At 68.2% G+C, this 25,597-nt stretch carries 18 protein-coding genes and 1 tRNA gene; 11 read left to right on the top strand and 8 right to left on the bottom strand.

Annotation, left to right across the window (positions count from 1 at the left end; translation table 11 throughout):
• Positions 1-306: 306 nt before the first annotated feature.
• Complete coding sequence (locus tag ABQ039_RS11270; RefSeq protein ID WP_349777740.1) at positions 307-4,701, top strand: DEAD/DEAH box helicase; 4,395 nt, start codon at positions 307-309, stop codon at positions 4,699-4,701.
• On the opposite strand, the gene ABQ039_RS11265 is transcribed toward ABQ039_RS11270, so the two are convergent.
• Positions 4,641-5,261 carry a DNA-3-methyladenine glycosylase gene (locus tag ABQ039_RS11265; protein WP_184609334.1) on the bottom strand — a complete coding sequence of 207 codons (621 nt, stop codon included), beginning with the start codon at positions 5,259-5,261 and terminating at the stop codon, positions 4,641-4,643. The two genes, ABQ039_RS11270 and ABQ039_RS11265, sit on opposite strands and share 61 nt — an antisense overlap.
• Before the next feature lie 300 nt (positions 5,262-5,561).
• On the opposite strand from ABQ039_RS11265, the gene ABQ039_RS11260 reads away from it, so the two are divergent.
• Both ABQ039_RS11260 and ABQ039_RS11255 read left to right on the top strand, forming a co-directional pair.
• Positions 5,562-7,220 carry a methyl-accepting chemotaxis protein gene (locus ABQ039_RS11260; protein ID WP_184609335.1) on the top strand — a complete coding sequence of 553 codons (1,659 nt, stop codon included), beginning with the start codon at positions 5,562-5,564 and terminating at the stop codon, positions 7,218-7,220.
• A gap of 11 nt (positions 7,221-7,231) precedes the next feature.
• The gene (locus ABQ039_RS11255) at positions 7,232-7,741 is read left to right on the top strand and encodes a chemotaxis protein CheW (protein ID WP_024939283.1); all 510 of its coding nucleotides are present in this window, start codon (positions 7,232-7,234) and stop codon (positions 7,739-7,741) included.
• 222 nt (positions 7,742-7,963) lie between these two features.
• Here the strand turns inward: ABQ039_RS11255 and ABQ039_RS11250 are convergent, their stop codons facing one another.
• From ABQ039_RS11250 to rnd, 5 genes are all read right to left on the bottom strand, one after another.
• Positions 7,964-9,043 carry a diguanylate cyclase domain-containing protein gene (locus tag ABQ039_RS11250; protein WP_349777741.1) on the bottom strand — a complete coding sequence of 360 codons (1,080 nt, stop codon included), beginning with the start codon at positions 9,041-9,043 and terminating at the stop codon, positions 7,964-7,966.
• 203 nt (positions 9,044-9,246) lie between these two features.
• Complete coding sequence (locus tag ABQ039_RS11245) at positions 9,247-9,423, bottom strand: hypothetical protein (protein WP_162839012.1); 177 nt, start codon at positions 9,421-9,423, stop codon at positions 9,247-9,249.
• Positions 9,424-9,595: 172 nt separating this feature from the next.
• Positions 9,596-9,671: transfer RNA gene (locus ABQ039_RS11240), tRNA-Ala, on the bottom strand.
• A gap of 88 nt (positions 9,672-9,759) precedes the next feature.
• Positions 9,760-10,161, bottom strand: coding sequence for an H-NS family nucleoid-associated regulatory protein (locus ABQ039_RS11235; RefSeq protein ID WP_024939285.1), 402 nt, complete (start codon positions 10,159-10,161; stop codon positions 9,760-9,762).
• A gap of 470 nt (positions 10,162-10,631) precedes the next feature.
• Positions 10,632-11,726 (bottom strand): ribonuclease D, encoded by a 1,095-nt coding sequence (gene rnd, locus ABQ039_RS11230; protein WP_184609340.1) that lies wholly within the window; start codon positions 11,724-11,726, stop codon positions 10,632-10,634.
• 97 nt (positions 11,727-11,823) lie between these two features.
• On the opposite strand from rnd, the gene ABQ039_RS11225 reads away from it, so the two are divergent.
• Both ABQ039_RS11225 and ABQ039_RS11220 read left to right on the top strand, forming a co-directional pair.
• Entirely contained in the window at positions 11,824-13,689 is a 1,866-nt protein-coding gene (locus tag ABQ039_RS11225) for a formylglycine-generating enzyme family protein (protein ID WP_226427675.1), read from the top strand.
• Positions 13,690-13,940: 251 nt separating this feature from the next.
• Positions 13,941-15,188 carry a virulence factor gene (locus tag ABQ039_RS11220; RefSeq protein WP_349777742.1) on the top strand — a complete coding sequence of 416 codons (1,248 nt, stop codon included), beginning with the start codon at positions 13,941-13,943 and terminating at the stop codon, positions 15,186-15,188.
• A 234-nt stretch (positions 15,189-15,422) separates the two neighbouring features.
• Here ABQ039_RS11220 and xseA read toward each other — a convergent pair whose 3' ends face one another.
• Together xseA and queG are read right to left on the bottom strand one after the other, a co-directional pair.
• On the bottom strand, positions 15,423-16,763 hold the full coding sequence (gene xseA, locus ABQ039_RS11215; RefSeq protein WP_349777743.1) for an exodeoxyribonuclease VII large subunit: 1,341 nt from the start codon (positions 16,761-16,763) through the stop codon (positions 15,423-15,425).
• A 54-nt stretch (positions 16,764-16,817) separates the two neighbouring features.
• The gene (gene queG / locus ABQ039_RS11210; protein ID WP_126966064.1) at positions 16,818-17,885 is read right to left on the bottom strand and encodes a tRNA epoxyqueuosine(34) reductase QueG; all 1,068 of its coding nucleotides are present in this window, start codon (positions 17,883-17,885) and stop codon (positions 16,818-16,820) included.
• 24 nt (positions 17,886-17,909) lie between these two features.
• Between queG and ABQ039_RS11205 the strand changes: the two genes are divergently transcribed.
• The 6 genes from ABQ039_RS11205 to ABQ039_RS11180 all read left to right on the top strand — a co-directional run bounded on the left by ABQ039_RS11205 (position 17,910) and on the right by ABQ039_RS11180 (position 25,585).
• On the top strand, positions 17,910-19,397 hold the full coding sequence (locus ABQ039_RS11205) for an NAD(P)H-hydrate dehydratase (protein WP_349777744.1): 1,488 nt from the start codon (positions 17,910-17,912) through the stop codon (positions 19,395-19,397).
• Entirely contained in the window at positions 19,394-19,894 is a 501-nt protein-coding gene (tsaE, locus tag ABQ039_RS11200) for a tRNA (adenosine(37)-N6)-threonylcarbamoyltransferase complex ATPase subunit type 1 TsaE (RefSeq protein ID WP_349777745.1), read from the top strand. Before ABQ039_RS11205 ends, tsaE begins: the two co-directional genes overlap by 4 nt.
• A gap of 70 nt (positions 19,895-19,964) precedes the next feature.
• Positions 19,965-21,665: an N-acetylmuramoyl-L-alanine amidase gene (locus ABQ039_RS11195; RefSeq protein ID WP_104593289.1), complete on the top strand. Its 1,701-nt coding sequence runs from the start codon at positions 19,965-19,967 to the stop codon at positions 21,663-21,665.
• A gap of 137 nt (positions 21,666-21,802) precedes the next feature.
• Entirely contained in the window at positions 21,803-23,668 is a 1,866-nt protein-coding gene (mutL, locus tag ABQ039_RS11190; RefSeq protein ID WP_349777746.1) for a DNA mismatch repair endonuclease MutL, read from the top strand.
• Positions 23,668-24,606: a DUF1684 domain-containing protein gene (locus ABQ039_RS11185; RefSeq protein ID WP_349777747.1), complete on the top strand. Its 939-nt coding sequence runs from the start codon at positions 23,668-23,670 to the stop codon at positions 24,604-24,606. Before mutL ends, ABQ039_RS11185 begins: the two co-directional genes overlap by 1 nt.
• Positions 24,607-24,634: 28 nt before the next feature.
• Positions 24,635-25,585 carry a TraB/GumN family protein gene (locus ABQ039_RS11180; protein ID WP_349777748.1) on the top strand — a complete coding sequence of 317 codons (951 nt, stop codon included), beginning with the start codon at positions 24,635-24,637 and terminating at the stop codon, positions 25,583-25,585.
• Positions 25,586-25,597 lie beyond the last annotated feature (12 nt).

Here is a 25,597-nt window from a genome sequence, read left to right as displayed (position 1 = left end):
CCGGCATCCGCCGCTCGTGCAGGCATCCCTTCGCTGCACCAGCAACGGCTGTCGTCACGTCGCGCAAGTGCTCGGCATCGCGCCCGTTCGAACTGGAGTTGACGGGAAAGTTGCAGCAGGTCGATCCGGTGCAGCGGACGCACCGGGCTTGGCCGCTGCGCAGTCAGGTCGACAGCCGCTTTAACCATTCACCGCCATTCCCGCGCTCGGCTTGTGTCGGGCGCAGCGCAACCCCATTCATTGGGCTTCGCCCCGTTGAATCCACACGCCGCTTCTGGCCTGGCATCGCGGCCTGCGGCATCGCCTATGCATCCTGTCCTGCAGCAGTTCCATCCTGTCGTGGCTGCGTGGTTTGCGCAGACCTTCGCTGCGCCCACGCCGGCGCAGATTGCCGCGTGGCCGGCGATCCAGGCCGGACGCCACACGCTGGTGGCCGCGCCGACCGGCTCGGGCAAGACGCTGACCGCGTTCTTCGCGGCCATCGACGCGTTGATCCGCGATGGCCTGGCCAATGGCGGCGCGCTGCCGGACGAAACCCGGGTAGTCTACGTCTCACCGCTGAAGGCCTTGTCCAACGACATCCACCTCAATCTGGATGCGCCGTTACAAGGCATCCGCACGGCGCTGGTCGCGAGCGGTCTGCCGGATATCGCGGTGCGCACGGCGGTGCGTACCGGCGACACCCCGCAACGCGAGCGCGCACAGGCGCGCCGCACGCCGCCGCATATCCTGGTGACCACGCCGGAGTCGCTGTATGTGCTGTTGGGCTCGGCCTCCGGGCGCACTGCGTTGCGGCATGTGCGCACCGTCATCGTCGATGAGATCCATGCGGTGGCGGCGGACAAGCGCGGCAGTCATCTGGCGCTGACCCTGGAGCGATTGCAGCGGCTGGCCGAACGCCCGATCACCCGCGTCGGGCTGTCGGCCACGCAGAAGCCGATCGAGACGGTGGCGCAGTTCCTGGTCGGGGCGGGCGATGCCGGCCGGCCGCCGCAGTGCGAGATCGTCGATATCGGCTACACCCGCAGGCGCGACCTGGCCCTGGCCTTGCCGCCGACGCCGCTGAGCGTGGTGATGTCCAACGATCAGTGGCTGCAGGTGTATGCCGATGTCGCCACGCTCGCGCAGCAGCATCGCACCACGCTGGTGTTCGTCAACACGCGGCGCATGGCCGAGCGCGCTGCGCGCCATCTTGGCGATCTGCTCGGCAAGCAGCGCGTCGCCGCGCACCATGGCAGCCTGTCGCGCGAAACGCGTCTGCTGGCGGAGCAGCGACTCAAGGCCGGCGACCTCACCGTGCTGGTGGCCACTGCATCGCTGGAACTCGGCCTGGATATCGGCGATGTGGACCTGGTCTGCCAGCTGGGTTCGCCGCGCTCGATCGCCACCTTCCTGCAGCGTGCCGGACGCTCCGGGCATGCGGTTGGCGGCACGCCGAAGGCGCGCCTGTTTCCGCAGACCCGCGACGAACTGGTGGAATGCGCCGCGCTGCTGGACAGCGTGCGCCGCGGTGAGCTGGACGCCTTGCGCATTCCGCTGGCGCCGATCGATGTGCTTGCACAACAGATCGTGGCCGAGGCCGCGTGCGAGGACTGGGACGAAGATGCGCTGTTCGCCTTGGTGCGCCGCGCCTGGCCGTTCGCGCAGTTGAGCCGCGCGAGCTTCGATGACGTGGTGCGCATGCTGTGCGACGGCTTCAGCACACGGCTCGGGCCGCGTGCAGGCTATCTGCATCGCGATGCGGTGCATCGACGCCTGCATGCGCGCCGCGGCGCACGCATGACTGCGCTGACCTCCGGCGGCACCATCCCAGAAACCGGCGACTACAGCGTGGTGCTGGAACCGCAGGCCGAAAAGATCGGCACGGTGAACGAGGATTTTGCGGTCGAAAGTCTTACCGGCGACGTGTTCCAGCTCGGCAATGCCAGCTACCGCATCCTACGCGTGGATGCCGGGCGCGTCCGGGTGGAGGACGCCAAGGGCGCGCCACCGAACATCCCGTTCTGGCTGGGCGAGGCGCCCGGCCGCAGCGACGAATTGTCGGCGGCGGTGTCACGTCTGCGTGGCGAGATTGCGCTGCGGCTGGATAGCCCGCCACATCAGGCCGCCTGCGACTGGTTGCACACCGTGCTGGATCTCTCGGTGGAAGCGGCACGCCAGCTGGTCGACTATCTCGCCCATGCCTGCACCGCGCTGGGCGCGATGCCCACCCAGCAGTGCCTGGTGATGGAGCGCTTCTTCGATGCCAGCGGCGGCACCCAGCTGGTGATCCACTCGCCGTACGGCAGCCGCATCAACCGTGCCTGGGGGCTGGCGTTGCGCAAGCGCTTCTGCCGCACCTTCAACTTCGAACTGCAGGCCGCCGCGACCGAGGATGCGATCGTGTTGTCGCTGTCCACCAGTCATAGTTTTGCCCTGGAGGAGGTGGCGCGCTACCTGCACTCGTCATCGGCAGAGCATGTGTTGATCCAGGCCTTGCTGGATGCGCCGCTGTTCGGCGTGCGCTGGCGCTGGAATGCGACCAATGCGATGGCGCTGCCGCGCTTTGCCGGTGGCAACAAGGTCGCGCCGCAACTGCAACGGATGAAGTCGGAAGATCTGCTGGCGACGGTGTTCCCCGATCAGGTCGCCTGCGCGGAGAATCTGGTCGGCGAGCGCGAGGTGCCGGATCATCCGTTGGTGGCGCAGACACTGGAAGACTGCCTGCATCAGTCCATGGACAGCGAGGGCTGGTTGCAGGTGCTGCGCGGGCTGGAGTCGGGGGCGATCACGTTGGTCGCGCGCGATCTGGCGGCACCGTCGCCGCTGGCGGCAGAAGCCTTGAATGCGCGTCCGTACGCATTCCTGGACGATGCACCGCTGGAAGAACGCCGCACCCAGGCCGTACAAAGCCGTCGCTACACCCCGCAGAGCAGCGACGACCTGGGGCAGCTCGATCCCGAGGCGATCGCCTCGGTGCGCGAACAGGCCTGGCCGCAGCCGCGCGATGGCGAAGAAATGCACGAAGCGTTGGTCGGGCTGGGCGTGCTTCCGGTCGATGAAGCGGGGGATGCGCACTGGCAGGCCTGGTTGGCTGCACTTGCAGGCGATGGGCGTGCCAGCTGCCTTGCGTTCGACGGTGTGCCCGCGCTGTGGATCAGTGCCGAGCGCATCGACTGGTTTGCGCCACTGTATGCGCATGCATCCGCACAGCCGCCGCTACAGGCGCCGGCAGATTGCCGCGTTGCCGACTGGCAGCGCGACTGGGCCGTGCGCGAGCTGCTGCGCGGTCGTCTGTCTGCGGTCGGCCCGGCGCAGGTGTCGGCCCTGGCCGGCGCCTTGCGTTTGCCCGAGTCCGAGATCGTGCTTGCCCTGGCCGCCCTGCAGCGCGAGGGCTATGTCATGGCCGGCCACTTCAGCGCGCAGGCGCAGGCGGAAGAATGGTGCGAACGTCATCTGCTGGCGCGCATCCATCGCTATACCCTGGGACGCTTGCGCCGCGAGATCGAGCCGGTGGCGCAACGCGACTACGCGCGTTTCCTGTTCGAGTGGCAGCACCTCGATAGCGCCAGCCGGGTGGCGGGGCCGGACGCACTGGCCGGCGTGGTCGGGCAGCTGGAAGGTTTCGAGGCACCTGCAGTGCTGTGGGAGAGCGAGCTGCTGCCGGCACGCGTGCGCGACTATCAACCGGCCTGGCTGGACGAGCTGTGCACCGCCGGGCGCACCGTGTGGGCGCGACTGCGGCCCGGTGGTGGCCGCAGCGGTGCCGCGCTGCGCAGCACGCCGATCGTGTTGCTGCCGCGTCGCGAGGCGCAGCGCTGGAGCGGCCTGGCACGCGATGCCGACGACGCGCCGCTGGGCTCGCGCGCGCAACGGGTTGCCGAGGTGCTGCAGCAGCAGGGCGCCTTGTTCTTCGACGAGATTGCCGATGCGGCCCGCCTGATGAGCACCGAGCTGGAAGATGCCCTGAGCGAACTGGTGATGCGCGGGCGTGCGCATTGCGACAGCTATGCCGGGCTGCGCGCGCTGCTGGTGCCGGCCTCCAAGCGTCCCTCGGCGCTGTCGCGCCACCGGCGCCGCGCCAGCGCGCTGGGCATTCGCGATGCCGGCCGCTGGGCGCCGGTACGCGCGCTGCCGGAGCTGCCGTTGGCCGAAGCCGGCGAGCGCCACCAGGACATGCTCGAACATGTGGCGCATACCTTGTTGCGGCGCTACGGCGTGGTCTGCTGGCGGCTGCTGGAGCGCGAGGCGGCGTGGTTGCCGCCGTGGCGCGAGTTGCTGCGCATGTATCAACGGCTGGAAGCGCGTGGCGAGATCCGTGGCGGGCGTTTCATCGCCGGGCTGTCCGGCGAGCAGTTCGCGTTGCCGGATGCGATTGCGGCGCTGCGCCGCGTGCGTGCACAGGCCCTACCGCAGCAGTGGGTATGCGTCAGTGCGAGCGACCCGAGCAATCTGTTGGGCAGCGTCCTGCCGGGCGAGCGCGTGGCGCGCGTGCCGGGCAACCGTGTGGCGTATCTCGATGGCCTGCCGATGGCGGTGTGGGTGGCAGATCGCTTCCAGCCGCTGCAGGACCTGAGCGACGAACAGGCCGAGCAGGCCCTGCGCCTGCTGCAGCGTGGGCCGGGCGCCGCCGAGCAGACGCCGATGGAGCAATGGCTGGCTCAGTCGCCCGGCAGCACCGCGCATGGGCCGGTCGCACGCGGCAGCGGACGCGACAGATAGGGGTTGTCCGGGACCACCCAGCGCCACGGCGCATCCACCGCCTTGCGGATGCCGATGCGCGGTGTCGCCAGCGCTGCGGATGGCGGCGGCAGGCCATCGTCCTCGATCCACAGGCGTGCGGCTGCGTCGGTCAGATCCAGCCCGTTGTCCGTCGCGCTCACCGCGAATGCCTGGGCCAGGCGACCGGGACCGGTGGTCAAGGTCTTGAGTGGAGCGGCGTTGCGCGCGGCCTGCATGGTGGCGATCCCGGCCAGCGGTTCGAGCGCGCGGATCAGCACCGCATGCCCGGGCGCACCGCCGCACACCGCGTTGATCGCCCAGTGCATGCCGTAGATGAAATACACATACAGATGCCCCGGTGCGCCGAACATCACCTGCGTGCGCGGGGTCATGCCGCGAAACGAATGCGCGGCCGGATCTTCGCTGCCGCAATACGCCTCGACCTCGGTGATGCGGCCGCGGCGTCCGTCCGCGCTGACCAATACCTTGTTGAGCAAGCGCGGCGCGACCTGGCGGGCATCGTGCGCATAGAAGCTGCGTGGAAGTGCTTGTGACGACATGCGCCAAGCCTAACCGCGCAGTCGTGATGTCCCAGCGGACTGTTCCGGACACGGCAGGAACCAGGGGTAGGAATTTTCCGAACGCGGTCGGTACGAGCGCGTGACCGGTCACAAAAGCGCATATCCGATGGTGTGAATACGCGGTTAAGTGCCGTTTGCGTCTCAAGCGCGTTTTGGCCTCGCCGATAGCCATTAGCGATTGGTTAGACAAGCCGCACACAGTGAGCGGCACCCGCACCAGGCCACCGGGCGACCCTGCGACGCAGGTCGCGCATGCACTACCTTCAAGAGAACTCCCCAATGTTAGGCAACTTCAGAATCGGAACCAGGCTGATCGTGGCGTTCCTGATCGTCTCGGCGATCGGCGCATGCATCGGGTGGGTGGGTTATTCCAACTCCGGTCGGATCAGCGACCTGTCGACCTCGCTTTACGAGCGCGAGCTGCTCGGCTTGTCGAACGTCAAGGAGGCCAATATCAATCTGATCTACGCCGGCCGCGCACGTGCCAATCTGTTGCTGGCCAGCAGCGCCGAAGAGCGCCAGTCGCATGTGCAGAACATCGACAAGTACACCGCCAAGGTGGTCGATTACATGACGCGCGCGCGTTCCAGCTTCCAGACCGAGGAAGGCAGGAACAAGCTGGCGCAGTTCGACCGCGCCTGGCAGAAATACCTGGAAGAGCGCGGCCGCTTCATCGACGCCGCCAACCGCGAAGCCTTGCGCGACGCCAATCCGGAACTGGCCGAACTCTCGCGTGCGGTGCGTGCCAGCTCGGATGAAGTCGATACCTTGATGACCGATCTGAGCGGCCTGCGCGAGCGCAGCGCTGCCTCGGCCAATGCTGAGGCCGGCAGCATCCACGCGCGCAGCTCCAAGCTGCTGATGGCCATCATCTGCGGCGGTGTGCTGCTCGGCGCGTTTCTCGGCGTGGTGATCAGCCGCAGCGTCACCGGCCCGATCCGCCGCGCGGTAACGGTGGCCAACGGGCTGTCCGAAGGCGATCTGACCATGCGCATCGACGTGCATGGCCGCGACGAAACCGCGCAGCTGCTCGAAGCGATGCGCACGATGGTGCAGAAGCTGTCGCAGGTGGTCGGCGAGGTCAACACCAGTGCCGAAACCCTGGCCAGCGCGTCGGAGGAAGTCAGCGCCACCGCGCAGTCGTTGTCGCAGGCCGCCAGCGAACAGGCCGCCGGTGTGGAGGAAACCAGCGCTTCGCTGGAGCAGATGACCGCATCGATCAGCCAGAACACCGAAAACGCCCGCATCACCGATGGCATGGCCACGCAGGCCGCGAAGGAGACCATCGAAGGCGGCGAAGCGGTGGTCGCCACCACCCAGGCGATGAAGCAGATCGCGCAGAAGATCGGCATCATCGACGACATCGCATATCAGACCAATCTGCTCGCGCTCAATGCAGCGATCGAAGCGGCGCGCGCCGGTGAACACGGCAAGGGCTTTGCCGTGGTGGCCGCCGAGGTGCGCAAGCTGGCCGAACGCAGCCAGGTGGCCGCGCAGGAGATCGGCGAGGTGGCCAGTTCCAGCGTCGAACTGGCCGATCGCGCCGGCCGTCTGCTCGACACCATCGTGCCCAGCATCAAGCGCACCTCGGACCTGGTGCAGGAGATTTCCGCGGCTTCCGAAGAGCAATCCTCCGGTGTCAGCCAGATCAATTCGGCGGTGGTGCAGCTGAGCCAGACCACCCAGCAGAACGCCAGCGCATCCGAAGAACTGGCCGCCACTGCCGAGGAAATGAGCGCGCAGGCCGAGCAGTTGCAGCAGAGCATGGCGTTCTTCCGCCTGGGCGGGCAGGGGCCGGCGAGCACGCCGCCCAAGCGCGGCAAGGTGGCGGCCGCACGCCCGGCACGTGCGCCCGGTGCGCGCGGCTGGCGCAGTGACGCAGCACCGGCCTATGCGATGTCCGAGGGCCCGGACGAAGGCCAGTTCGCCCGCTTCTGAGAGACCGATCGATGACTGCACAGACCCCCGATGTGATGCCTGGCGACGCCGATGCGGCGGCCCAGTACCTGACCTTCCAACTGGATGGCGAAACCTTCGCCATCAGCATTCTTGGCATTCGCGAAATCATCCAGTACCGCGCACCCACGCCGGTGCCGTCGATGCCGGCCTGCGTGCGCGGGGTGATCAACCTGCGCGGTGCGGTGGTGCCGGTGGTGGATCTGCAGTCGCGGCTGGGGCGTGCCGACAGCGCGATCGGCAAGCGCAGCTGCATCGTGATCCTGGCCACCGAGCAGGCGCAGGGAACGCAGGTGATCGGGGTGCTGGTCGATGCGGTCAACGCGGTGATCGAACTGGCCGATCAGGACATCGAAGCGGCGCCATCGTTCGGCACGCATATCCGCCGCGACCTGCTGCGCGGCATGGGCAAGGTGGGCGAGCGCTTCGTGGTGCTGCTGGAGATGGAGCAGGTGCTGCAGGTGGACGAAATCGCCGGCAACACCGATGCCCTGGCAGCCTGAGCCTGGCCAAGCGCCGCTGGCGATACGGCTGCCGCCTGGCAGCTGATCGCTACACGCGTTAGCCACGCAAGACAGGCGCGCTGGCGGGTGTGTGTGCACTGCGGTCGTAAGTGGAAAGACTGCAGCCGTACACAGGCATCGATCTAGCGATTCAAAGTTGCGCAGTCGTGTCGATCAGCGCCCTGCTGGCCTACCTCGCCGAGCCCACGCGCGGTCTGCCGCTCAGTCCTGCCGATGCCAGCCATTGAAGCGCTGCACGCGGTTGCGTCCATTGCTGATCGCGCCCTGCAGGGCGTGCCGCGCGCGCGCCAGAAAGGCATTGCTGTCGAGCGAGGCACCGGCTGCCACCTCGACCAGCCCTGCGCTGATCGTCAATGCGCCGGCTGGCCAGCTGGCCGCTTCGATCGCCTTGCGGACAGCTTCGATCAGCTCCATTGCCTTGGTTGCCGCTGTTTCCGGCAAGGCAATACAGAGTTGATCCCGGCTCAATCGTGCCACCGTGGCGGCATCCGGCAACTGCGCTTCGATCACCCTGGCAGCCTGGATCAGCGTTGCATCCGCCGCCGCCGCGCCCGCCTGCAATCTCAGCCGTTTGAAGCCATCCAGCTCGATCAGCGCCAGGGCGAGCGATGACGTGGCGGCAGTGGGCGAGCTCTGTGCGTGTGTCTGCAGCGCATGTTCCAGACCGGCGCGGTTCCACATGCCGGTGAGTTCGTCGCGCAGCGCGTCCAGCTCGACCAGCTTGGCCGCACGGCGCAGCTCGATGGTGTCGACGACCTGCCGTGCCAGCGCCTGCAGTGCGTCGCGCTCGGCCGCCGACAGGCGCCGGGGTGTGCGATCCAGCACGCACAGCGTGCCCAGCGCGATCCCATCGGAGGTCAGCAGCGGGGCGCCGGCATAGAAGCGGATCTGCGGCTCGCCGGTGACCAGCGCATTGCCCACGAAGCGCGCATCCTGGTGGGTGTCGCCAACCTCCATCACCTGGTCGGGTTCGAGGATCGCGTGCGCGCAGAACGACAGTTCGCGCGGGGTTTCGCGTGGCGCCATGCCCAGTTTCGACTTGAACCACTGGCGCTGCGTGTCGATCAGCGAAATCAGGGCCATCGGCGTCCCGCAGACCTCGGCCGCGCTCGAGGTGAAGGCGTCGTAGACCGGCTCCGGTGCAGTGTCCAGCAGCTGGTAGTCCTGCAATGCGGCCAGACGTTCGTCTTCGTTCGCCGGCAGCTGCGCTGCAACGGCGGTGCCGCCCGGCAGCAGCGTCGCGTGGAAGAGGTGCAACGCGGACGCGTCAGGAATCTGCATGGATAGACCACCGGAACAAGGCGCCGTCAGGCGATGGATGTGCGCATGGCGATACCGTGTCTTGGATCGTCGCACGCGTTGGTTGGCGCAGACCTCATCCAGCCCAGCGGATGAGCCCTGTCGCCGATCTTGCCACATCGGGCAGGACAGGGCGGGGCAGCGACGTTACGCTGGCGCGCTGCAGAGCCGCCTTGCCGGGCGTCTCATTCGCCCTGGCCGTCGTTGCCCTTGGGGCGGCGGGTCTGTTCGTCGTGGATCTGCATGTCCTTCTGCCCAGGACGCTGCTTGGCGGCCTCATCCTGTTTGCGATCCTGCTGGCTCTCCGAAACACCGTGCTGATTGTCGGCGGCCTTGTCGGGCTGGCTCTGCTTGTTGCTCATGGCTTGCGTCCGGGATGGTGATGAAACGGACGTTAGCGCGCCCGATGTGATCCTGGCGACATGGCCGTAACGGGGCCTGGCATGCACCAGGCCGACGCGCTGCCGGTGCAGGGGCCCAGAACGGAAAAGCCCCGGAAATATGACGTTTCCGAGGCCTTTACGATTGAAGCAATGGTGGAGCGGAAGGGGATCGAACCCTCGACCTTCGCGATGCGAACGCGACGCTCTCCCAGCTGAGCTACCGCCCCACGTGCCTGGATTCTAACCACATGTCGCGCGATTCGCCAAGCAGGCCGGCGGCCTGGATCGCCGCCCGCAGGCGCGATCCTGCGGCAATCACTCGCGGACCAGCGGGAACTTGAGGTCCGGGTTCTTGGCCTTCCATTCCTTGTACGACACCGAGCCTTCCCAGGCGGCGAAGGCCTTGGGCGTGCGGCCGCGGCCGGACCAGGTCTCGCCGGTGTGCGGCAGTTCGTACTTCGGCTTGACTTCGCTGCGGCCGCTCTTGACCACTTCCTTGCGTGCAGGGGTGGTACCCAGGTAAGCGGCAATATCGTTGCGCTGCTTGGTGTTGAAATGGCCGGCAAACTGCTCAAGCAGCGAGACGATGGTGGCATGCGCAGAGGATGCCTCGCTCGCGCGCTCGGTCTTTTCCTGTTCTTCCAGCTTCTGCAGCTCGTCCAGCAGCTTGGCTTTGGCTTGCGCGATGGAATCCAGTTTGGAGGTGGTATTGCTCACAGAGGTATGGCCTCGGAATAAGGGGGTGGAGACGTTGCCCAATGGGCGCGCGTCATTATGGCATGTGGCCCGGGGGCGGCCGTTGCGCGTGCGCGTGCCTGCACGCGGCGTGGCCAGGCGTTTCACAGCGTCTGGTCACGCGTTTGCAGGGTACTGGCGAGGCCGGCGAGCCTGCTTGCGCCGGCTGCGACCCCGACCATAACGATACAGCAGCAGGCCAGACGGGATGACACCTGCGTGCAGCGCTGGCCAGATAGTGACTGCAGCATGGCCAACCGTGTCCCGATGGACTGCGCCAGTTTCGAAGGCGCGCCATGCAAGGGCGGATGCAGCGATCGACGAGGATGCTGCCCGATCGTGGCGTCCTGTCACGGCCGGCGATGTGCGGGGCAGCGGGCGAATGGCCCTGAGTGGTCTGCCCGCGTCGCCACGACCGCGTGGGTGTCTGGCCTGGCGACTGCTGCATCAGGTCACTGCGCCGTGCCGTCTTCCAGCAGCGGCGTCAGCTGCGCTTCCAGCGCTTCGCGGCGCCATTGCCCCAGCGGTGCGGGCCAGCTGCGCTGTTCGATCAGGGTTTCCAGATGCCGGCGCGAGGCCAGGATGCCGTCGGGCAATCCCAGCTCGCGGCTGCGCTGGGCCACCGCATCCTGCAGGCGCTTGAGCACGGCCTTGTTGCCGTCGGTGGCGGCTTGCGCAAGCGGTGCATGGTCCTCGTCGGGCAACGGCGTGCTGAGCGCTTCCCACACTGCGGCGGCGAGCTTGCGCGGCGCCTTGGGAAACTTGTCGAACTGGCGCAGCAAGGCATCCAGATCGGCGGGCGGAAAGCGCGCCAGCTGGCTGGCCAGTTCGTTGTCCAGGATCCAGCTGCGCGGGCGATCGCTCTGGCGCGCCTGCAGGTCGCGCCAGCGCAGCAGGCGCAGCAGGCGGCGCTGCGCCGCAGGCTCCAGGAATTGCGCGGTGCGCAGGCTCACATGCGGCCAGCGCTCGCCATCGTCATGCTCCACCGTGGCGAGCAGGCGCTCGGCGTCTTCGGCCAGCCAGCCCAGGCGATCCTGCTCGGTCAGGCGGCGGGTGAGTTCGTCGTGGATGGCGAACAGGTAACGCACATCGTCGGCGGCGTATTCCAGCTGCGCCGGCGACAGCGGGCGACGCATCCAGTCCGAGCGGGTCTCGCCCTTGGTCAGCAAGGTGCCGGTCACTTCCTGCACCAGTTTCTGGTAGCCCATGCCCCCCCCCACACCTGCCAGCGCGGCGGCGATCTGGGTATCGAACAATGGCCGCGGCAATACCCCGCACGCACATTTGAAGGTGACCAGATCCTCGCTGGCGCTATGCATCACCTTGACGATGTCGGTGGCGGTCAACCATTCCCTGAGCGCCTCGTTCATGCCCGGGATCAGCGGGTCGATCAGCAGGATCTCCTCGCCGATGGCCATCTGCACCAGCGCCAGTTGCGGCCAGTAGGTGCGTTCGCGAATGAATTCGGTATCCAGGCCAATGCGGGACGGACGCGATGCCTGCAGGCGTTCGCTCAGCTCGGAGGGGTGGGTGATCCAATGGGGCACGTGATTTCCGTCGACAGCAAGGGTTTGCGCAGAACGCGCAGAATAGCCTAACGTCGCGATCGCCTGTCGTGCGGCAGAGCACTGGAAGGAGCAGGTGGTGGGTGAGTGCGGTAACCGGATCGCAGCGTGGGCATTGGTTGCGCTGAGCGTGTGCGCCTGTTCGCGGACACCGACGCCAGCGCCTGCCGCTGCGCCGCAACCCGCTGCCGCCGCCGCGGTGCCGAGCAAGCCGAATGTGTCCATCGGTGGCGAAGAATCCGCCGAAACCGTGACGCAATGGCAGCCGCCGCCAGTGGACCTGGGCGATGAGCCGCTGGCGCAGGTGCGCAAGCGCGCCGACCAGGCATTGAAGGACGATCGGCTCTATCGCGACGCCGACGATGCGATTCCGCTGTATCTGGCAATCCAGCAACGCGCCGACGGCAAGGACGCGGCCAGCCGGCGCGGACTGGAGCAGGCGCAGCGCCGGTTGATCGAGCGCGGCCAGGCGCTGATCGCGCAGACCGACCGTCAGGACAGCGCGCTGGAACAGGCGCGTGAGCTGGCCATCGTGGCGCTGGCGCTCGCTCCGCAGGACCCGAAGGTGCGCGCACTGCAGCGCGCAGTGGAAACCGCACAGCGGGTGCTGAGCTTCAACCGTGCCGGTGAGGAGGATCTGCGTGGCGGCCGCCTGGGCGAGGACGGCAACGGGGCGCTGGTGAACTTTCGCGATGCGGCGCAGCTGGATCCGGACAACCCGCGCACGCGCCAGGGGCTGGCTGCGGTGGAAAGCGGCCTGCTGGCACGCGCCGAGCAGGCGGCCGAGGCGAGCGACTTCATCGGCGCACGCTACTGGTTGCAGATGGCCGGGCAGGTGCGTGAGCGCGCACCGACCATTGCCGATGCACGTGCGCGCATCGAGCGCATGCGTCGTGCCCAGATCGCCGCCCTGCACGACGCCGGCCTGCACGATCTCACCTCGCCCCGCGGCCTCAAGGCGGCTGGCGAAACACTGGCCGAGGTGCTGCGCATCGCCGACCCGGGCGATGCGGTGGCCGGCGATCTGCGCCGGCGGCTGGAGCTGGCCACCCATTACGGCAGCTTCCGCCCCGGGCAGGTATTCACCGACGGGCTCAAGGTCGGCGGGCGCGGTCCGCAGATGATCGTGGTGCCGCATGGCGCGTTCCAGATGGGCGCCGGCGATGCCGAGCCCGGCGCCTCCGATAACGAGCGCCCGGCGCATTATGTGCGTTTCGCGCGCGGCTTTGCGTTGTCGATCACCGAAGTGACGGTTGCCGAATTCCGCCAGTTCGTCGAGGCGACCGGCGCGCGTCCGCGTGCCACCCGGCGCGGGCACTCGGTGGTGTACGACGAGCGCAGCGGCAACTTCATCCGCCGCAGCGGGGTGGATTGGCAGTCCGACTACAACGGCGCTCAGGCCGCGCCCAACAGCCCGGTGATGCACGTCAGCATCCGCGACGCCGAAGCCTATGCGAGCTGGCTGTCGGAACAGACCGGCCGCCACTACCACGTGCCCAGCGAGGCCGAGTTCGAATACGCGGTGCGCGCCGGCACCAGCGGGCGCTATCCCTGGGGCAATGCCGGCTCGCCGCCGCTGGATGCGGGCAACTTCACCGGCGGCAACGATGTCTCGCGCAGCGGCCGGCACTGGAACAACGGCTTTGTCGGCTACGGCGACGGTTTCTGGGGCCCGGCGCCGGTCGGCAGCTTTCGCGCCAATGCCTGGGGGCTGCACGACATGGGCGGCAACCTGAGCGAGTGGGTGGCCGACTGCTGGCATGCCAGTTATCGACGCGCGCCGGCCGACGGTGCCGCCTGGTTCAATCCCGGCTGCCGGCAGCGCATGATCCGCGGCGGCAGCTGGGCCAACTCGCCGCAGCAGACGCGTGCGGCCTGGCGGCAGTCGCAGGACTCGGACAGCACCAGCGCACGGATCGGCTTCCGCGTGGCGCGCGGGATCTAGGGCGCAGCTGTAAGTCAGTGCGCATGCGTGGTTTGCGGCTGCACGGTGATTGATCGCCGATCGCCATGTTGTCCGGATGCCATGCTCGTGTCGAAGTGCTCATCGGTCGCGACGGTCCAGGCAGTTCCAAGCCTGGTCCCGTCGCAAGACCGGGCACGCAGGCTTAACCGCAGCGAACGCTGCCCGCAATCGTCATGGAACCGGCCGCCTCGGCCGCGGTCCAAGCGCCAGCGCTTGCGAGGATTGCGGTGATGGACTGGGGAATCAAGGTGTTTCGTTGGGTCATCGCGGCACTGCTGATCGGCGGCAGTGGCTACGCCGTGGCGCGTCATCTGCAGGACGGAAATACTGCCGGGCATTACCGCTCGGTGGAGGTGCTGCGTCCGGAAGGCACGCCGAAGGCCATGGTGGTGCTGTTGCCCGATAGCGGCCATGCGCAGGACGGCCAGCGGCTTGCCGAGATGCTGAGCAACGACGGCGCGCTGGTCGCGGTGGTCGATACCGCCAGCTATCGCGAACGGGTGCGCTCACATCACGCAGCCTGCAGTTCCCTGGCCGACGATGCCGAGCGATTGGGCAAGAAGTTGCTGCGCGCCGAGCATGTCGACGCGTTCCTGCCGCCGGTGCTGGTGGGGCAGGGCGATGGCGCGGTGCTGGCGCGGCAGGCGCTGGCCTCGGCCGCGCCCGACGTGCTGGGCGGCGCGGTTGTGGCCGATGGCGACGCCAGCGATGGCGGCCTGGCCTGCTCGCGCGACGTGCCCGATGCCAATCAAGGCTTCCTCGACGACCTGGTCGACGCTGCCAGCCCCCTGCAGATCGCTGCCGCCACCCGGGGCCATTTCCTGACGGCCCAGGCGCAGGGCGTGGGCGATCTGCCGCTGGTCGAACTGCATGCGCCCGGCAGCGACCGCATGGTGGTCATGCTGTCCGGCGACGGCGGCTGGCGCGAACTGGATAAGGGCATTGCCGCGCAACTGCAGCAGCAGGGCGTGTCGGTGGTGGGCTGGAACAGCCTGCGCTACTTCTGGGCCAGCCGCACGCCGCAGCAGGTCGGGGCGGACCTGGATCGGGTGATCGCGACCTATCAACAGCGTTGGCATATCCACCACGTCGCGCTGGTGGGCTACTCGTTCGGCGCCGATGTGCTGCCGTTTGCCTATCCCGAGCTGTCGCCGCAGCAGCGCGCATCGGTGCAGTTTGTCAGCCTGCTCGGCCTTGCCCATCAAGCCGATTTCAAGGTGCGTGTCGGTGGCTGGCTGGGCTGGCACAACGATGCCGAGCGCGATGTGGAGCCGGCGATCCAGTCGCTGGACGCGCATCGCCTGCAATGCATCTATGGCGATCAGGAAAAGGACACGCTGTGCCCGGAGTTGCGCGCGCGTGGCGTGCAGGTGGTGGCGCGTCCGGGCGGGCATCACTTCGACCACGATCCGGTGGTGCTGGCCGGGCTGCTGCTGCAGGGCTGGCAGCAGGCCGCGCAGACGCCCAGTCATGGTTAGAGAGCCGGTAATGCCCTCTGATCTGCACGCGGAACGGTCTGCGGCGGGTTGAAGGGTTGATCCAGACTTGGTTCGCCTGGGTGACGCGGGTGGCGCCGCATCGGCGCGCCCTCTGTGCAAATCCACGGCGCTGCTCGGGCGACCGCCCTGCAGCTCATCGTTATCGCGACAAAGCGATGCGTGTGCGCTTGCTGATCGCCCGCGTCAACTAGGCAGCACGCGTGGTTACCGCCGTCAGTCGTCGTTGCCTGGTTCGACCCGCACTTCGATGCTGCCATCGGTCAGCTGCGCACGCAGGCGCTCGCCGGCGCTGACCTCGGCGGCGCTGCGCACCACGCTGCCATCGGCGGGGCGGGTCACGATGGCATAGCCACGCGCGACGGTAGCGAGCGGGCTGACCGCTTCCAGCGAGCGTGCCAGGCTGCGCAGCCGCAGTTGGTCATGCTGCAGGCGCCGCTGCATCGCTGCCTGCGGATGCAGTGCGCGCAGTCGTTGCTGCAGCCTGGCCAGATCACGTTGCGGGTTATGCGCGTGCAGGCGCGCCTGCGTCCGTTGCAGGCGTGCCTGCAGACGCTCCAGCACCTGGGTCATGCGCGCGCGCAGCTGGCGGCCGGCGTCCTGCTGCCGGCGTTGCAGCAATTGCAGCCGCGCCTGCGGGCTGTGCGCACGCAGGCGCAGGGCGAGCCGGTCGGCGCGCTGCATTGCATTGCCCAGCGCGTGCTGCTGCAGCTGGGCCATGCGGGCATGCGCACGCCGCACGCGCGCGACCAGCTCGCGCTGATCGGGCACCAGTAGTTCTGCCGCCACCGAGGGCGTGGGCGCGCGCGCATCGGCCACGAAATCGCTGAGGCTGAAGTCGGTCTCGTGCCCGACCGCCGACACCACCGGCGTGTGCGCGGCGGCAATCGCGCGGGCCAGGCATTCGTCGTTGAAGGCCCACAGGTCTTCCAGCGAGCCGCCGCCGCGGGTGATCAGAATGACGTCGTAGCGCCCGGAGGCATCGGCGCGCTGCAGCAACGAGGTGATCTGCGCCGCGGCGCTGTCGCCCTGCACCAGCGAGGGCAGCAGGTCCACTTCCAGCAACGGAAAGCGGCGCGCCAGGACGCTGAGCACGTCGCGCACCGCCGCACCGCTGGGCGAGGTGATCACTGCCAGCCGCCGCACATGCGCCGGCAACGGCTGCTTGCGCTCGGCGTCGAACAGACCTTCGGCGGCCAGGCGCGCACGCAGTTCGTCGAAGGCCCGGCGCAGGGCGCCTTCGCCAGCCTCTTCCATGTGGTCGAGTACCAGCTGGTAGTCGCCGCGCGCTTCGTACAGCGTGAGACGTCCGCGCGCGAGCACGCGCAGCCCTTCGCGCGGCTGGAACTTCAGCCAGGTGCTCTTGGGCTTGAACATCGCGCAACGGATCTGCGCGCGCGCGTCCTTGAGCGTGAAGTACAGATGGCCCGAGGACGGGCGCGTGACGCTGCTCAGCTCTGCCTCCACCCAGACCAGCGGAAAGCTGCCTTCCAGCAGGTCGCGTGCCAGCGTATTGAGCTGGCTGGGGGTGAGGATCTGTTCGTTGCGGTCGGCCATCGCCGCATTATCCCGCAGCGGCGATGCGCATGCGTGAGCGCATCGGGCGGGACCTCACAAGCCGTGTTGCGCCAGCGCCCAACCCACGTGTTCGCGCACCAGCTCCGAGGCGTCGTGGCGGCGCGCTTGCAGCGCCGCCAACACCTCCGGCGTACCGGGCGCATTGCCCAGGCCGACCGCGATGTTGCGCAGCCACCGCTGATGGCCACTGCGACGGATCGGGCTGCCTTCGGTGCGGCGCAGGAACTCGTCTTCGTCCCAGGCGAACAGCTGCGGCAGCGTCGCCACATCCAGCTCGTTGCGGGCGCGGAAATCGGCTTCGTCGGTGCGCTGGGCGAACTTGTTCCACGGGCAGACCAGCTGGCAGTCGTCGCAACCGAAGATGCGGTTGCCGATCGGCTTGCGCATCTGCTCGGGAATCGCGCCGTCGTGTTCGATGGTGAGATAGGCGATGCAGCGGCGCGCATCCAGCCGGTACGGGGCGATGATGGCCTGGGTCGGGCAGACGTCGATGCAGCGCGTGCAGGTGCCGCAATGCGCAGTGGCCGGGGTGTCGATGGGCAAGGGCAGATCGAGGTAGATCTCGCCCAGGAAGAACCATGAGCCGCCATTGCGATCGATCAGGCAGGTGTGTTTGCCGATCCAGCCCAGCCCGGCATTGCGCGCCAGTGCGCGCTCCAGCACCGGTGCCGAATCCACGAAGACCCGATAGCCGAACGCGCCGACTTCGCCCTGGATACGCTCGGCCAGTTTCTGCAGCCGGTTGCGCATCAGCTTGTGGTAATCGCGCCCCAGCGCATAGCGTGCCACGTAGGCGCGGCGGCCGTCGTGCAAGGTGTTCCAGGCCTCAGTGTCGTCCTTGCGGCCGTAGTCCATGCCCACCGACAGCACGCGCAAGGTGCCCGGCACCAGCTCCTGCGGGCGCGAACGCTTGTCGCCGTGCTGGGCCATCCAGTGCATCGTTCCGTACAGGCCTTCTTCCAGCCAGCTGCGCAGATGCGCCTCGTCTTCGCCGAGCTCGATGCCGGTGATGCCACAGCGTTGGAAGCCCGCCTCGCGCGCGAGCGCACGGATGCGCGCGGCAGCGTCGTTGGGGTCGGGGCGGGCAAGGACGGCAGACATGGCGACAAGTATAGAATTCCCGGCATGTACGCACCGCTCGATCTTTACGACACCGCTGCCGCGCGCAGGCTGGACACGCAGGCCACCACGCTGCTCGGCGGCGACGGCTACATCTTGATGCAGCGCGCCGGGCAGGCCGCCTGGCAGCATCTGCTGGAACGCTGGCCGCAGGCGCGCCGCATCGTGGTGGTCTGCGGCACCGGCAACAACGGCGGCGATGGCTATGTGCTGGCACGCCTGGCGCAGCGGGCCGGGCGCCAGGTGCAGGTGGTGCATCTTGCCGAGCACGGCCCGGCATCGCCGCTGGCGCAGCGCGCCTGTACCGACTATCTGGGCGTGGGCGGCGCGATCGAGCTGTTTCCCTCGCCGCTGGCGCAGGCCGATGTGATCGTCGATGCGCTGTTCGGCATCGGCCTCAACCGCGCGCCCGACGCCGAGACCACCGCCTTGATCGACGCCATCAACGCCGCCGGTGTGCCGGTGCTCGCACTGGATGTGCCCAGCGGCATCGATGCCGATCATGGCGTGTCCTTCGGTGCCGCGGTGCGCGCAGAGGCTACTTTGCAGTTCATCGTGCCGCACCTGGGGCTCTATACCGGCGATGCGCTGGAGCATGCCGGCACGCGCGCAACCGCGTCGCTGGACGTGCCGGATGCCGCATTCGACGGCCTGGCGCCGGCCGCGCACAGCTGGGACATCGACGCCCTGGCCGCGCAGTTGCGCCCGCGGCGACGCAATACGCACAAGGGCGAGTCCGGTCGCGTGCTATGCGTCGGCGGCAACCTCGGCAGCGGCGGCGCGATCATGCTCACCGCCGAAGCGGCCCTGCGCAGCGGGGCAGGGCTGGTGCAGGTCGCCACCCGCGCCGAGCACGTCGCGCCGCTGCTGGCGCGTTGCCCGGAAGCGATGGTGCGTGCGGTGCCGGCTGACGAGGACATCGCCGCGTTGGCTGACGCCGCCGACGTCGTCGCGCTGGGTCCGGGCCTGGGGCAGGACGCCTGGGCGCAGCAGTTGTGGCGCGCGGTGCTGGCCTTGGACAGCGCTCTCGTCATCGATGCAGATGGCCTGAATCTGCTGGCTGCCAACCCGATGCCGGCGCGCGGCCCGCGCGTGATGACCCCGCATCCCGGCGAGGCTGGACGTCTGCTGGGGATGTCGACCAGGCAGGTTCAGCAGGATCGACTGGCTGCCGCAGACGCCTTGGCCAAACGTTTCGATGCAGTGGTGGTGCTCAAGGGCGCCGGCAGCGTGATCGCCGCGCCGCACGCAGTGCCGCGCATCATCGATGCCGGCAATCCGGGCATGGCGGTCGGCGGCATGGGCGACCTGCTGACTGGCGTGATCGCGGCCTTGCTGGCCCAGGGCTGGTCGCCCTTCGATGCCGCCAGCTTGGGCGCCTTGTTGCATGCCTGTGCCGGCGATGCAGCTGCGCGCGCGGGCGAGCGCGGCCTGCTGCCGACCGATCTGCTGCCCGAACTGCGCCGCCTCGCCAATGCCGGAGCCATTGCATGAGCCAACTCAGCGCACACCTGGTCGATGCGCAGGCCACCGAAACCCTGGGGCATGCCCTGGCCGCGGTGCGGCCCACCCGCGCGATGGTGCAACTGCACGGCGATCTCGGCGCCGGCAAGTCCACGCTGGCGCGCGCCCTGCTGCGCGCACTCGGCGTCACCGGGCCGATTCGCAGCCCCACCTACACGCTGGTCGAGCGCTATCCGCTCGGCACTGGCGACGAGGCCTGGCACCTGGATCTGTACCGCATCGGGCAGGCCGGGGAACTGGATTTTCTCGGGCTCGACGAAGGCAGCGCCAGCCTGTGGCTGGTCGAATGGCCGGAACGCGGCGCTGGTGCATTGCCGCCGGTGGATCTGGACGTGGAACTGGCAGTCGACGGCGAGGGGCGCAGCGTGATGTTGCTGGGCCGCAGCGAAACCGGCCGCGACTGGCTGAGGCGGCTGTCGGACTTGCCTCAGTTGCAGTCCCTTTGTGCCAGCTCACAGGAAGAATGAACGCCAGGTTGTGGATTATTAAGGGAAATCACCTTGCAATTCCCACGTTTGGGTGATTGAATCCAGCGCCATGACACCGGGGTTCCGCCAGTTCTGTGTTTCCACCGTGACCGCCAGCCTCAGCCTGGCGGTTTTTGCTGCGTGGGCCGGCGAAATCAAGGGCGTAGGCGTCAGCACCGGTGCCACCGGCACGCGCGCGGAGATCCAGCTCGCCGGTAGCGGCGGATTCAAGACGCTGTCGCTGGCCAACCCCAATCGGCTGGTGGTGGACTTTCCTGATTCCTCGGGTGTGCGTGGCCTCAAGCTGCCGCCGGCTGCCGGCCTGGTGACGTCGGTGCGTACCGGTCAACCGGTGCCGGGCACCTTTCGGGTGGTATTCGAGCTGGCAACGCCGGTGACGCCGTTGAAGCCGCAGATGCAGACGCTGGGTAGTGCATCCACCCTGGTGATCGAGTGGCCGGGCGATCCGCCGGCTGCCGGCACGGTGGCCACCACCGCCGCGCCTGCCGCGCCGCCGCCGCGCCCGGCCAATGCACAATCGGAAGCCGCCCGCGCAACCGCTGCGTTGGCGGCGTCCGCGCAGCGTGCGTCGGTGGTGCCGCCTGCTCCGGCGCCCGCACCGTACGTGCCTGCCTCGGCCATGCCCAGCGTGACTCCGGCACCGGTACCGACCACGGTCGCCACCGGCGTGCCGACACCGCGTCCAGGCACCGCCACGACCGCGGTGACGACCAGCACGGCCACGCCCGCAAGCACCGCCGGCACCCCGAACCGCGTCACCGTCTCCACCGCCGGTGCCGCGCCCGGCTCGGCACTGCCAGGCAACGCCGCATCGCCGGCTGCGATCTTGAATGGCGGCAGCGCGCCGCTGGGTGCTGCATCCGCCAATGCCATGGCTGCCATGCCGAATGCGGCTGCCGGCAGTATGGCCTCGGCGGACAGCGATGACCTGCCGCCGCGTCCGGTGCTGCCCAGCGAGGCCTCGCGGATCAAGATGGCACCGGGCATGCGGCCGCTGATCGTGGCCATCGATCCGGGACACGGCGGCCAGGATCCTGGCGCCATGGGCCCCACCGGCAAGCGCGAAAAAGACGTCACCCTGGCAGTCGGCCGCGAACTGGCGCGCCAGATCAATGCCACGCCCGGCATGAAGGCCTACCTGACGCGCGATACCGACGTGTTCATTCCGCTGCCGATGCGCGCGCAGAAGGCACGCGCCGCCAAGGCCGACATCTTCATCTCCATACACGCCGACGCTGCCGAAAACCGCAGTGCGACCGGCTCGTCGGTCTATGTACTGTCGACCAAGGGCGCCTCCTCGCAGCGCGCGCGCTGGCTGGCCGACAAGGAAAATGCCGCCGACCTGGTCGGCGGCGTGCGTCTGCAGCAGACCGAAAGCACGCTGGCCAACGTGTTGCTGGACCTGGCGCAGAGTGGCCACATGAAGGCCTCCGAAGATGCGGCAGGGCACGTGCTCGGCGGCCTCAAGCGGATCGGCAACAATCACAAGCCGCAGCTGGAGCGCGCCAACTTTGCGGTGCTGCGTACCTCCGACATGCCGGCGATGCTGGTGGAAACCGCCTTCATTTCCAATCCGGACGAAGAGCGCCGGCTGATCGACCCGGCCTACCAGCGCAAGATCGCCTCGGCCGTGCTGGATGGCATCGATACCTTCTTCACCCGCCAGCCGCCGCCGGGCACCCTGTTTGCCGCGCGCGCACAAGCCGAAGCCGATGCCAGCGCTGGCACCGTGGCCGGCGGCAGCCGCTGAGCCGCTCGGCTATCATTCCGCACTGATTCCTTGATGACGGCGCCTGCGCGCCGCCGGATTGCCGTGCCGACCTCTGTCTTGCCTGTGACACCCCCGATGCGCTCTGCAGTCTGCGTCCAGTGCGAGCGCCTGTGCTGATGGCGATCCGTCAGCTCCCCGAGATCCTGATCAACCAGATTGCTGCCGGCGAAGTCGTCGAGCGGCCTGCGTCGGTGGTCAAGGAACTGGTCGAAAACGCACTCGATGCTGGCGCCACCCGCGTGGATATCGAGCTGGAAGAGGGCGGCGTGCGGCTGATCCGTATCCGCGACAACGGTGGCGGCATTGCCCCCGACGAACTGCCGCTGGCGGTGTCGCGGCATGCCACCAGCAAGATCGCATCGCTGGACGATCTGGAGACCGTGGCCACGCTCGGATTCCGCGGCGAAGCCCTGCCGTCGATCGCCTCGGTCAGCCGTTTCACGCTGATCTCGCGGCGCCACGATGCCGAACATGGCTCCGCACTGGAGATCGATGGCGGGCGCCTGAGCGAGGTGATGCCACGCGCGCATGCGCCCGGCACCACGGTCGAAGTGCGCGAGCTGTTCTTCAACGTGCCGGCGCGGCGCAAGTTCCTGCGTGCCGAGCGCACCGAGCTGGGGCATATCGAAGAATGGCTGCGCTCGTTGGCGTTGGCGCGCCCGGACGTGGAATTGCGGGTCTCGCACAACGGCAAACCGTCGCGTCGCTACAAGCCGGGCGATCTGTATTCGGATGCGCGGCTGGGCGAAACCCTGGGCGAGGATTTCGCGCGGCAGGCCTTGCGCGTCGATCACAGTGGCGCCGGCCTGCGGCTGCATGGCTGGGTCGCGCAGCCGCATTACTCGCGCGCCAGTACCGACCAGCAGTATCTCTACGTCAATGGCCGCTCGGTGCGCGATCGCAGCGTCGCGCACGCGGTCAAGATGGCCTATGGCGATGTGCTGTTCCATGGGCGCCAGCCGGCCTACGTACTGTTCCTGGAACTGGATCCGGCGCGCGTGGACGTCAACGTGCATCCGGCCAAGCACGAGGTGCGTTTCCGTGAGGCGCGGCTGATCCACGACTTCGTCTACCGCACCTTGCAGGACGCGCTGGCGCATACGCGTGCCGGTGCGATGCCCAACAGCCTCGGCACCGAGGGCGCCAGCGACACGGTTGCGGCGCCGGGCGGCATGCTCGACCGACCAAACTACGGTGGCGGAGGCGGAGGCGGAGGCGGCGGTGCCGGCTATGGTCAGTGGACGCCATCGCAGACTCCACTGGGCCTGCGCGTGGACGAGGCGCGTGCGGCCTACAGCGCGCTGTATGCGCCGCCGTCCAGTGGCGCGCAGCAGCAGTCTGCCGCCTTGCCGGAGGGCAGCGGGATGGGCCTGCCGGCGACTGCCGCGGACAGTGGCGTGCCGCCGCTGGGGTATGCCGTCGCGCAGTTGCACGGCATCTACATCCTGGCCGAGAACGCCGAAGGCCTGATCGTGGTGGACATGCATGCCGCGCACGAACGTATCGGCTACGAGCGGCTCAAGAACGCGCACGACAGTATCGGCCTGCACGCACAACCGCTGCTGGTGCCGATGACGCTGGCGGTGGGCGAGCGCGAGGCCGACACCGCCGAGCGCGAGGCCGACACGCTGGCCAGCCTGGGCTTCGAGATCACCCGCGCCGGCCCGCAGTCGCTGCATGTGCGCAGCATTCCCGCGCTGCTTGCCAATGCCGATCCGGAGGCGTTGTTGCGCGATGTGCTCGGCGATCTGCGCGAGCATGGCCAGAGCCGGCGCATTGCCGGTGCGCGCGACGAACTGCTCTCCACGATGGCGTGCCACGGCGCGGTGCGCGCGAACCGGCGCCTGACCGTGCCGGAAATGAACGCATTGCTGCGCGATATGGAAGTCACCGAGCGCTCGGGCCAATGCAACCATGGCCGACCGACCTGGGCACGGTTTACGCTGGGCGAAATCGATCGCTGGTTCCTGAGGGGGCGCTGATGGCTGTATTGCACATGGGGAACCGCTGGCTGCTCGGCATGCTGGTGTGTGCGGCGCTGGCCGGCTGCGGCAAGGATGCACCGCCACCGGCAGCACCGGCCGCACTCGACAAGGCCTTCCTGGCCGACAACGCGGCCTGGCGCGAAGCGCGACTGACCGAGTTGCGCGCGCCCGATGGCTGGACCAGCCTGGTCGGCCTGCACTGGCTGTCGCTGAAGGCGCATTACATCGGCAGCAGTGCCGACAGCGGCATCAGGCTGGCGGTCGGGCCACCCAAGATGGGCATGGTCGCGACCGAGGCCGATACGGTCTGGTTCGTGCCCGAGCGCGGCGCAGCATTGACCGTCGATGGCAAGCCGCTGACCGGCAGGATCCGCTTCCAGTCCGATCGCGACCCGCAGCCGACCTTCATCCATTTCGATGACGGCAAGGGCGTGTTGAGCCTGATCCATCGCGGCGACCGCAACGCGCTGCGGGTCAAGCATGCCGACGCGCCATCGCGCAGCCACTTCGCCGGTCTGGACTACTGGCCGGTCAATCCGTCCTGGCGCATTAGCGCGCGCTATGTGCCCAACGATGTCGGCAAGACCATTCCGATCGTGGACATCGTCGGCATCAGCAGCGAACAACCCAACGCCGGGGCAATCACCTTCGAGCGCGATGGCAAGGCGTACCGGCTGGAGACCATCGGCGAACCCGGGCGGCCGATGTTCGTGGTGTTCGCCGACCGCACCAGTGGGCACGGCAGCTATCCGGCCGGGCGCTTTCTCGACCTGGACGTGCCCGACGCCTCCGGGCATGTGGTCGTCGATTTCAACCGTGCCTACAACCCGCCGTGCGCGTTCACCCCGTTTGCGACCTGTCCGCTGCCGCCGCCGGAAAACCGCATCGACCTGGCGGTGTCGGCCGGCGAGAAGACCTACAAGGTGCCGCACTGACGTGGAGACCAACGTGGTGAAGGCAAGCATGCGCGCCCGGTTGATAGCCTGGTCCAGCAGTGCGGTCATCGCTCTGGCGTTATGGAGCGGAGCGGTCGCGCCGACCTGGGCGCGCGCCGGCAGCGATGCGCCGGCCGGTCCGCCGGTGCCGCTGTTGTGGAAGGTGGATGGCAAGGGCGGCACGCTGTATCTGCTGGGTTCGTTTCATGTGCTCAAGCCCAGCGATTACCCGTTGTCGCCGGATGTGATGCAGGCCTTTGCCAAGGCCGACCGGCTGGTGTTCGAACTGCCGCCCTCCGATGCGCAATCGCCCGAACTGGCCGGCCGCATGCTGCAGGCGGCGCGGCGCAGCGACGGGCGTCGCCTCCAGGACGCACTGGATCCGAAGACCTGGCAGGCGCTGACCACCTACGCCCGCAAACACGGGATGCCGGTGGACAGCCTGCAGACCCTGGAACCCTGGTTCGTGGCGCTGACGATCAGTCTGGCGGAGATGAGCCGGCAAGGAATGGATCCGAACGCCGGTCTGGACCATTACCTGATGGCGCAGGCACAGGCCGGTGGCAAACCGGCCGATGGGCTGGAGCGTGCCGAAGAGCAGATTGCCTTGCTCGATGGCATGTCGCCCACCGAACAGCATCAGCTGCTGGAGGAATCGCTGGACGATGCCGGCGCCAACGATCAGCTACGTGAGCTGCACGCGGCCTGGCGCAGTGGCGATGTGCGTACCCTGTCCACGCAGATGGCCGAAGAAATGCGGCAGCACTACCCGGCGCTGTACCAGGACATCAATGTCGAGCGCAATGCGCGCTGGGTGCCGCGGCTGGAGCAGCGGCTCGGCAAAGGCAGCGGGACCACGCTAGTGGTGGTCGGTGCGCTGCACCTGCTGGGAAGCAATGGCGTGGTGGAGCGTCTGCGCGCACGGGGCTATCACGTGGAGCGGATCTGCTCGGCCTGCGCGGGGCAGGCAAGCCGCTGATCGGTGGCGCCG

The organism is Xanthomonas sp. WHRI 6108 (assembly GCF_040202385.2).
GTDB lineage: Bacteria > Pseudomonadota > Gammaproteobacteria > Xanthomonadales > Xanthomonadaceae > Xanthomonas > Xanthomonas arboricola.
This window is presented reverse-complemented; position numbering and strand designations above follow the sequence as displayed.

Bases quoted from the DNA above. Each gene is read 5' to 3' on its own strand.
- ABQ039_RS11270 (WP_349777740.1), top strand. From the start codon at position 307: ATGCATCCTGTCCTGCAGCAGTTCCATCCTGTCGTGGCTGCGTGGTTT.
- ABQ039_RS11265 (WP_184609334.1), bottom strand. From the start codon at position 5,261: ATGTCGTCACAAGCACTTCCACGCAGCTTCTATGCGCACGATGCCCGC.
- ABQ039_RS11260 (WP_184609335.1), top strand. From the start codon at position 5,562: ATGTTAGGCAACTTCAGAATCGGAACCAGGCTGATCGTGGCGTTCCTG.
- ABQ039_RS11255 (WP_024939283.1), top strand. From the start codon at position 7,232: ATGACTGCACAGACCCCCGATGTGATGCCTGGCGACGCCGATGCGGCG.
- ABQ039_RS11250 (WP_349777741.1), bottom strand. From the start codon at position 9,043: ATGCAGATTCCTGACGCGTCCGCGTTGCACCTCTTCCACGCGACGCTG.
- ABQ039_RS11245 (WP_162839012.1), bottom strand. From the start codon at position 9,423: ATGAGCAACAAGCAGAGCCAGCCCGACAAGGCCGCCGACAATCAGCAC.
- ABQ039_RS11220 (WP_349777742.1), top strand. From the start codon at position 13,941: ATGGACTGGGGAATCAAGGTGTTTCGTTGGGTCATCGCGGCACTGCTG.
- xseA (WP_349777743.1), bottom strand. From the start codon at position 16,763: ATGGCCGACCGCAACGAACAGATCCTCACCCCCAGCCAGCTCAATACG.
- queG (WP_126966064.1), bottom strand. From the start codon at position 17,885: ATGTCTGCCGTCCTTGCCCGCCCCGACCCCAACGACGCTGCCGCGCGC.
- ABQ039_RS11205 (WP_349777744.1), top strand. From the start codon at position 17,910: ATGTACGCACCGCTCGATCTTTACGACACCGCTGCCGCGCGCAGGCTG.
- tsaE (WP_349777745.1), top strand. From the start codon at position 19,394: ATGAGCCAACTCAGCGCACACCTGGTCGATGCGCAGGCCACCGAAACC.
- ABQ039_RS11195 (WP_104593289.1), top strand. From the start codon at position 19,965: ATGACACCGGGGTTCCGCCAGTTCTGTGTTTCCACCGTGACCGCCAGC.
- mutL (WP_349777746.1), top strand. From the start codon at position 21,803: ATGGCGATCCGTCAGCTCCCCGAGATCCTGATCAACCAGATTGCTGCC.
- ABQ039_RS11185 (WP_349777747.1), top strand. From the start codon at position 23,668: ATGGCTGTATTGCACATGGGGAACCGCTGGCTGCTCGGCATGCTGGTG.
- ABQ039_RS11180 (WP_349777748.1), top strand. From the start codon at position 24,635: ATGCGCGCCCGGTTGATAGCCTGGTCCAGCAGTGCGGTCATCGCTCTG.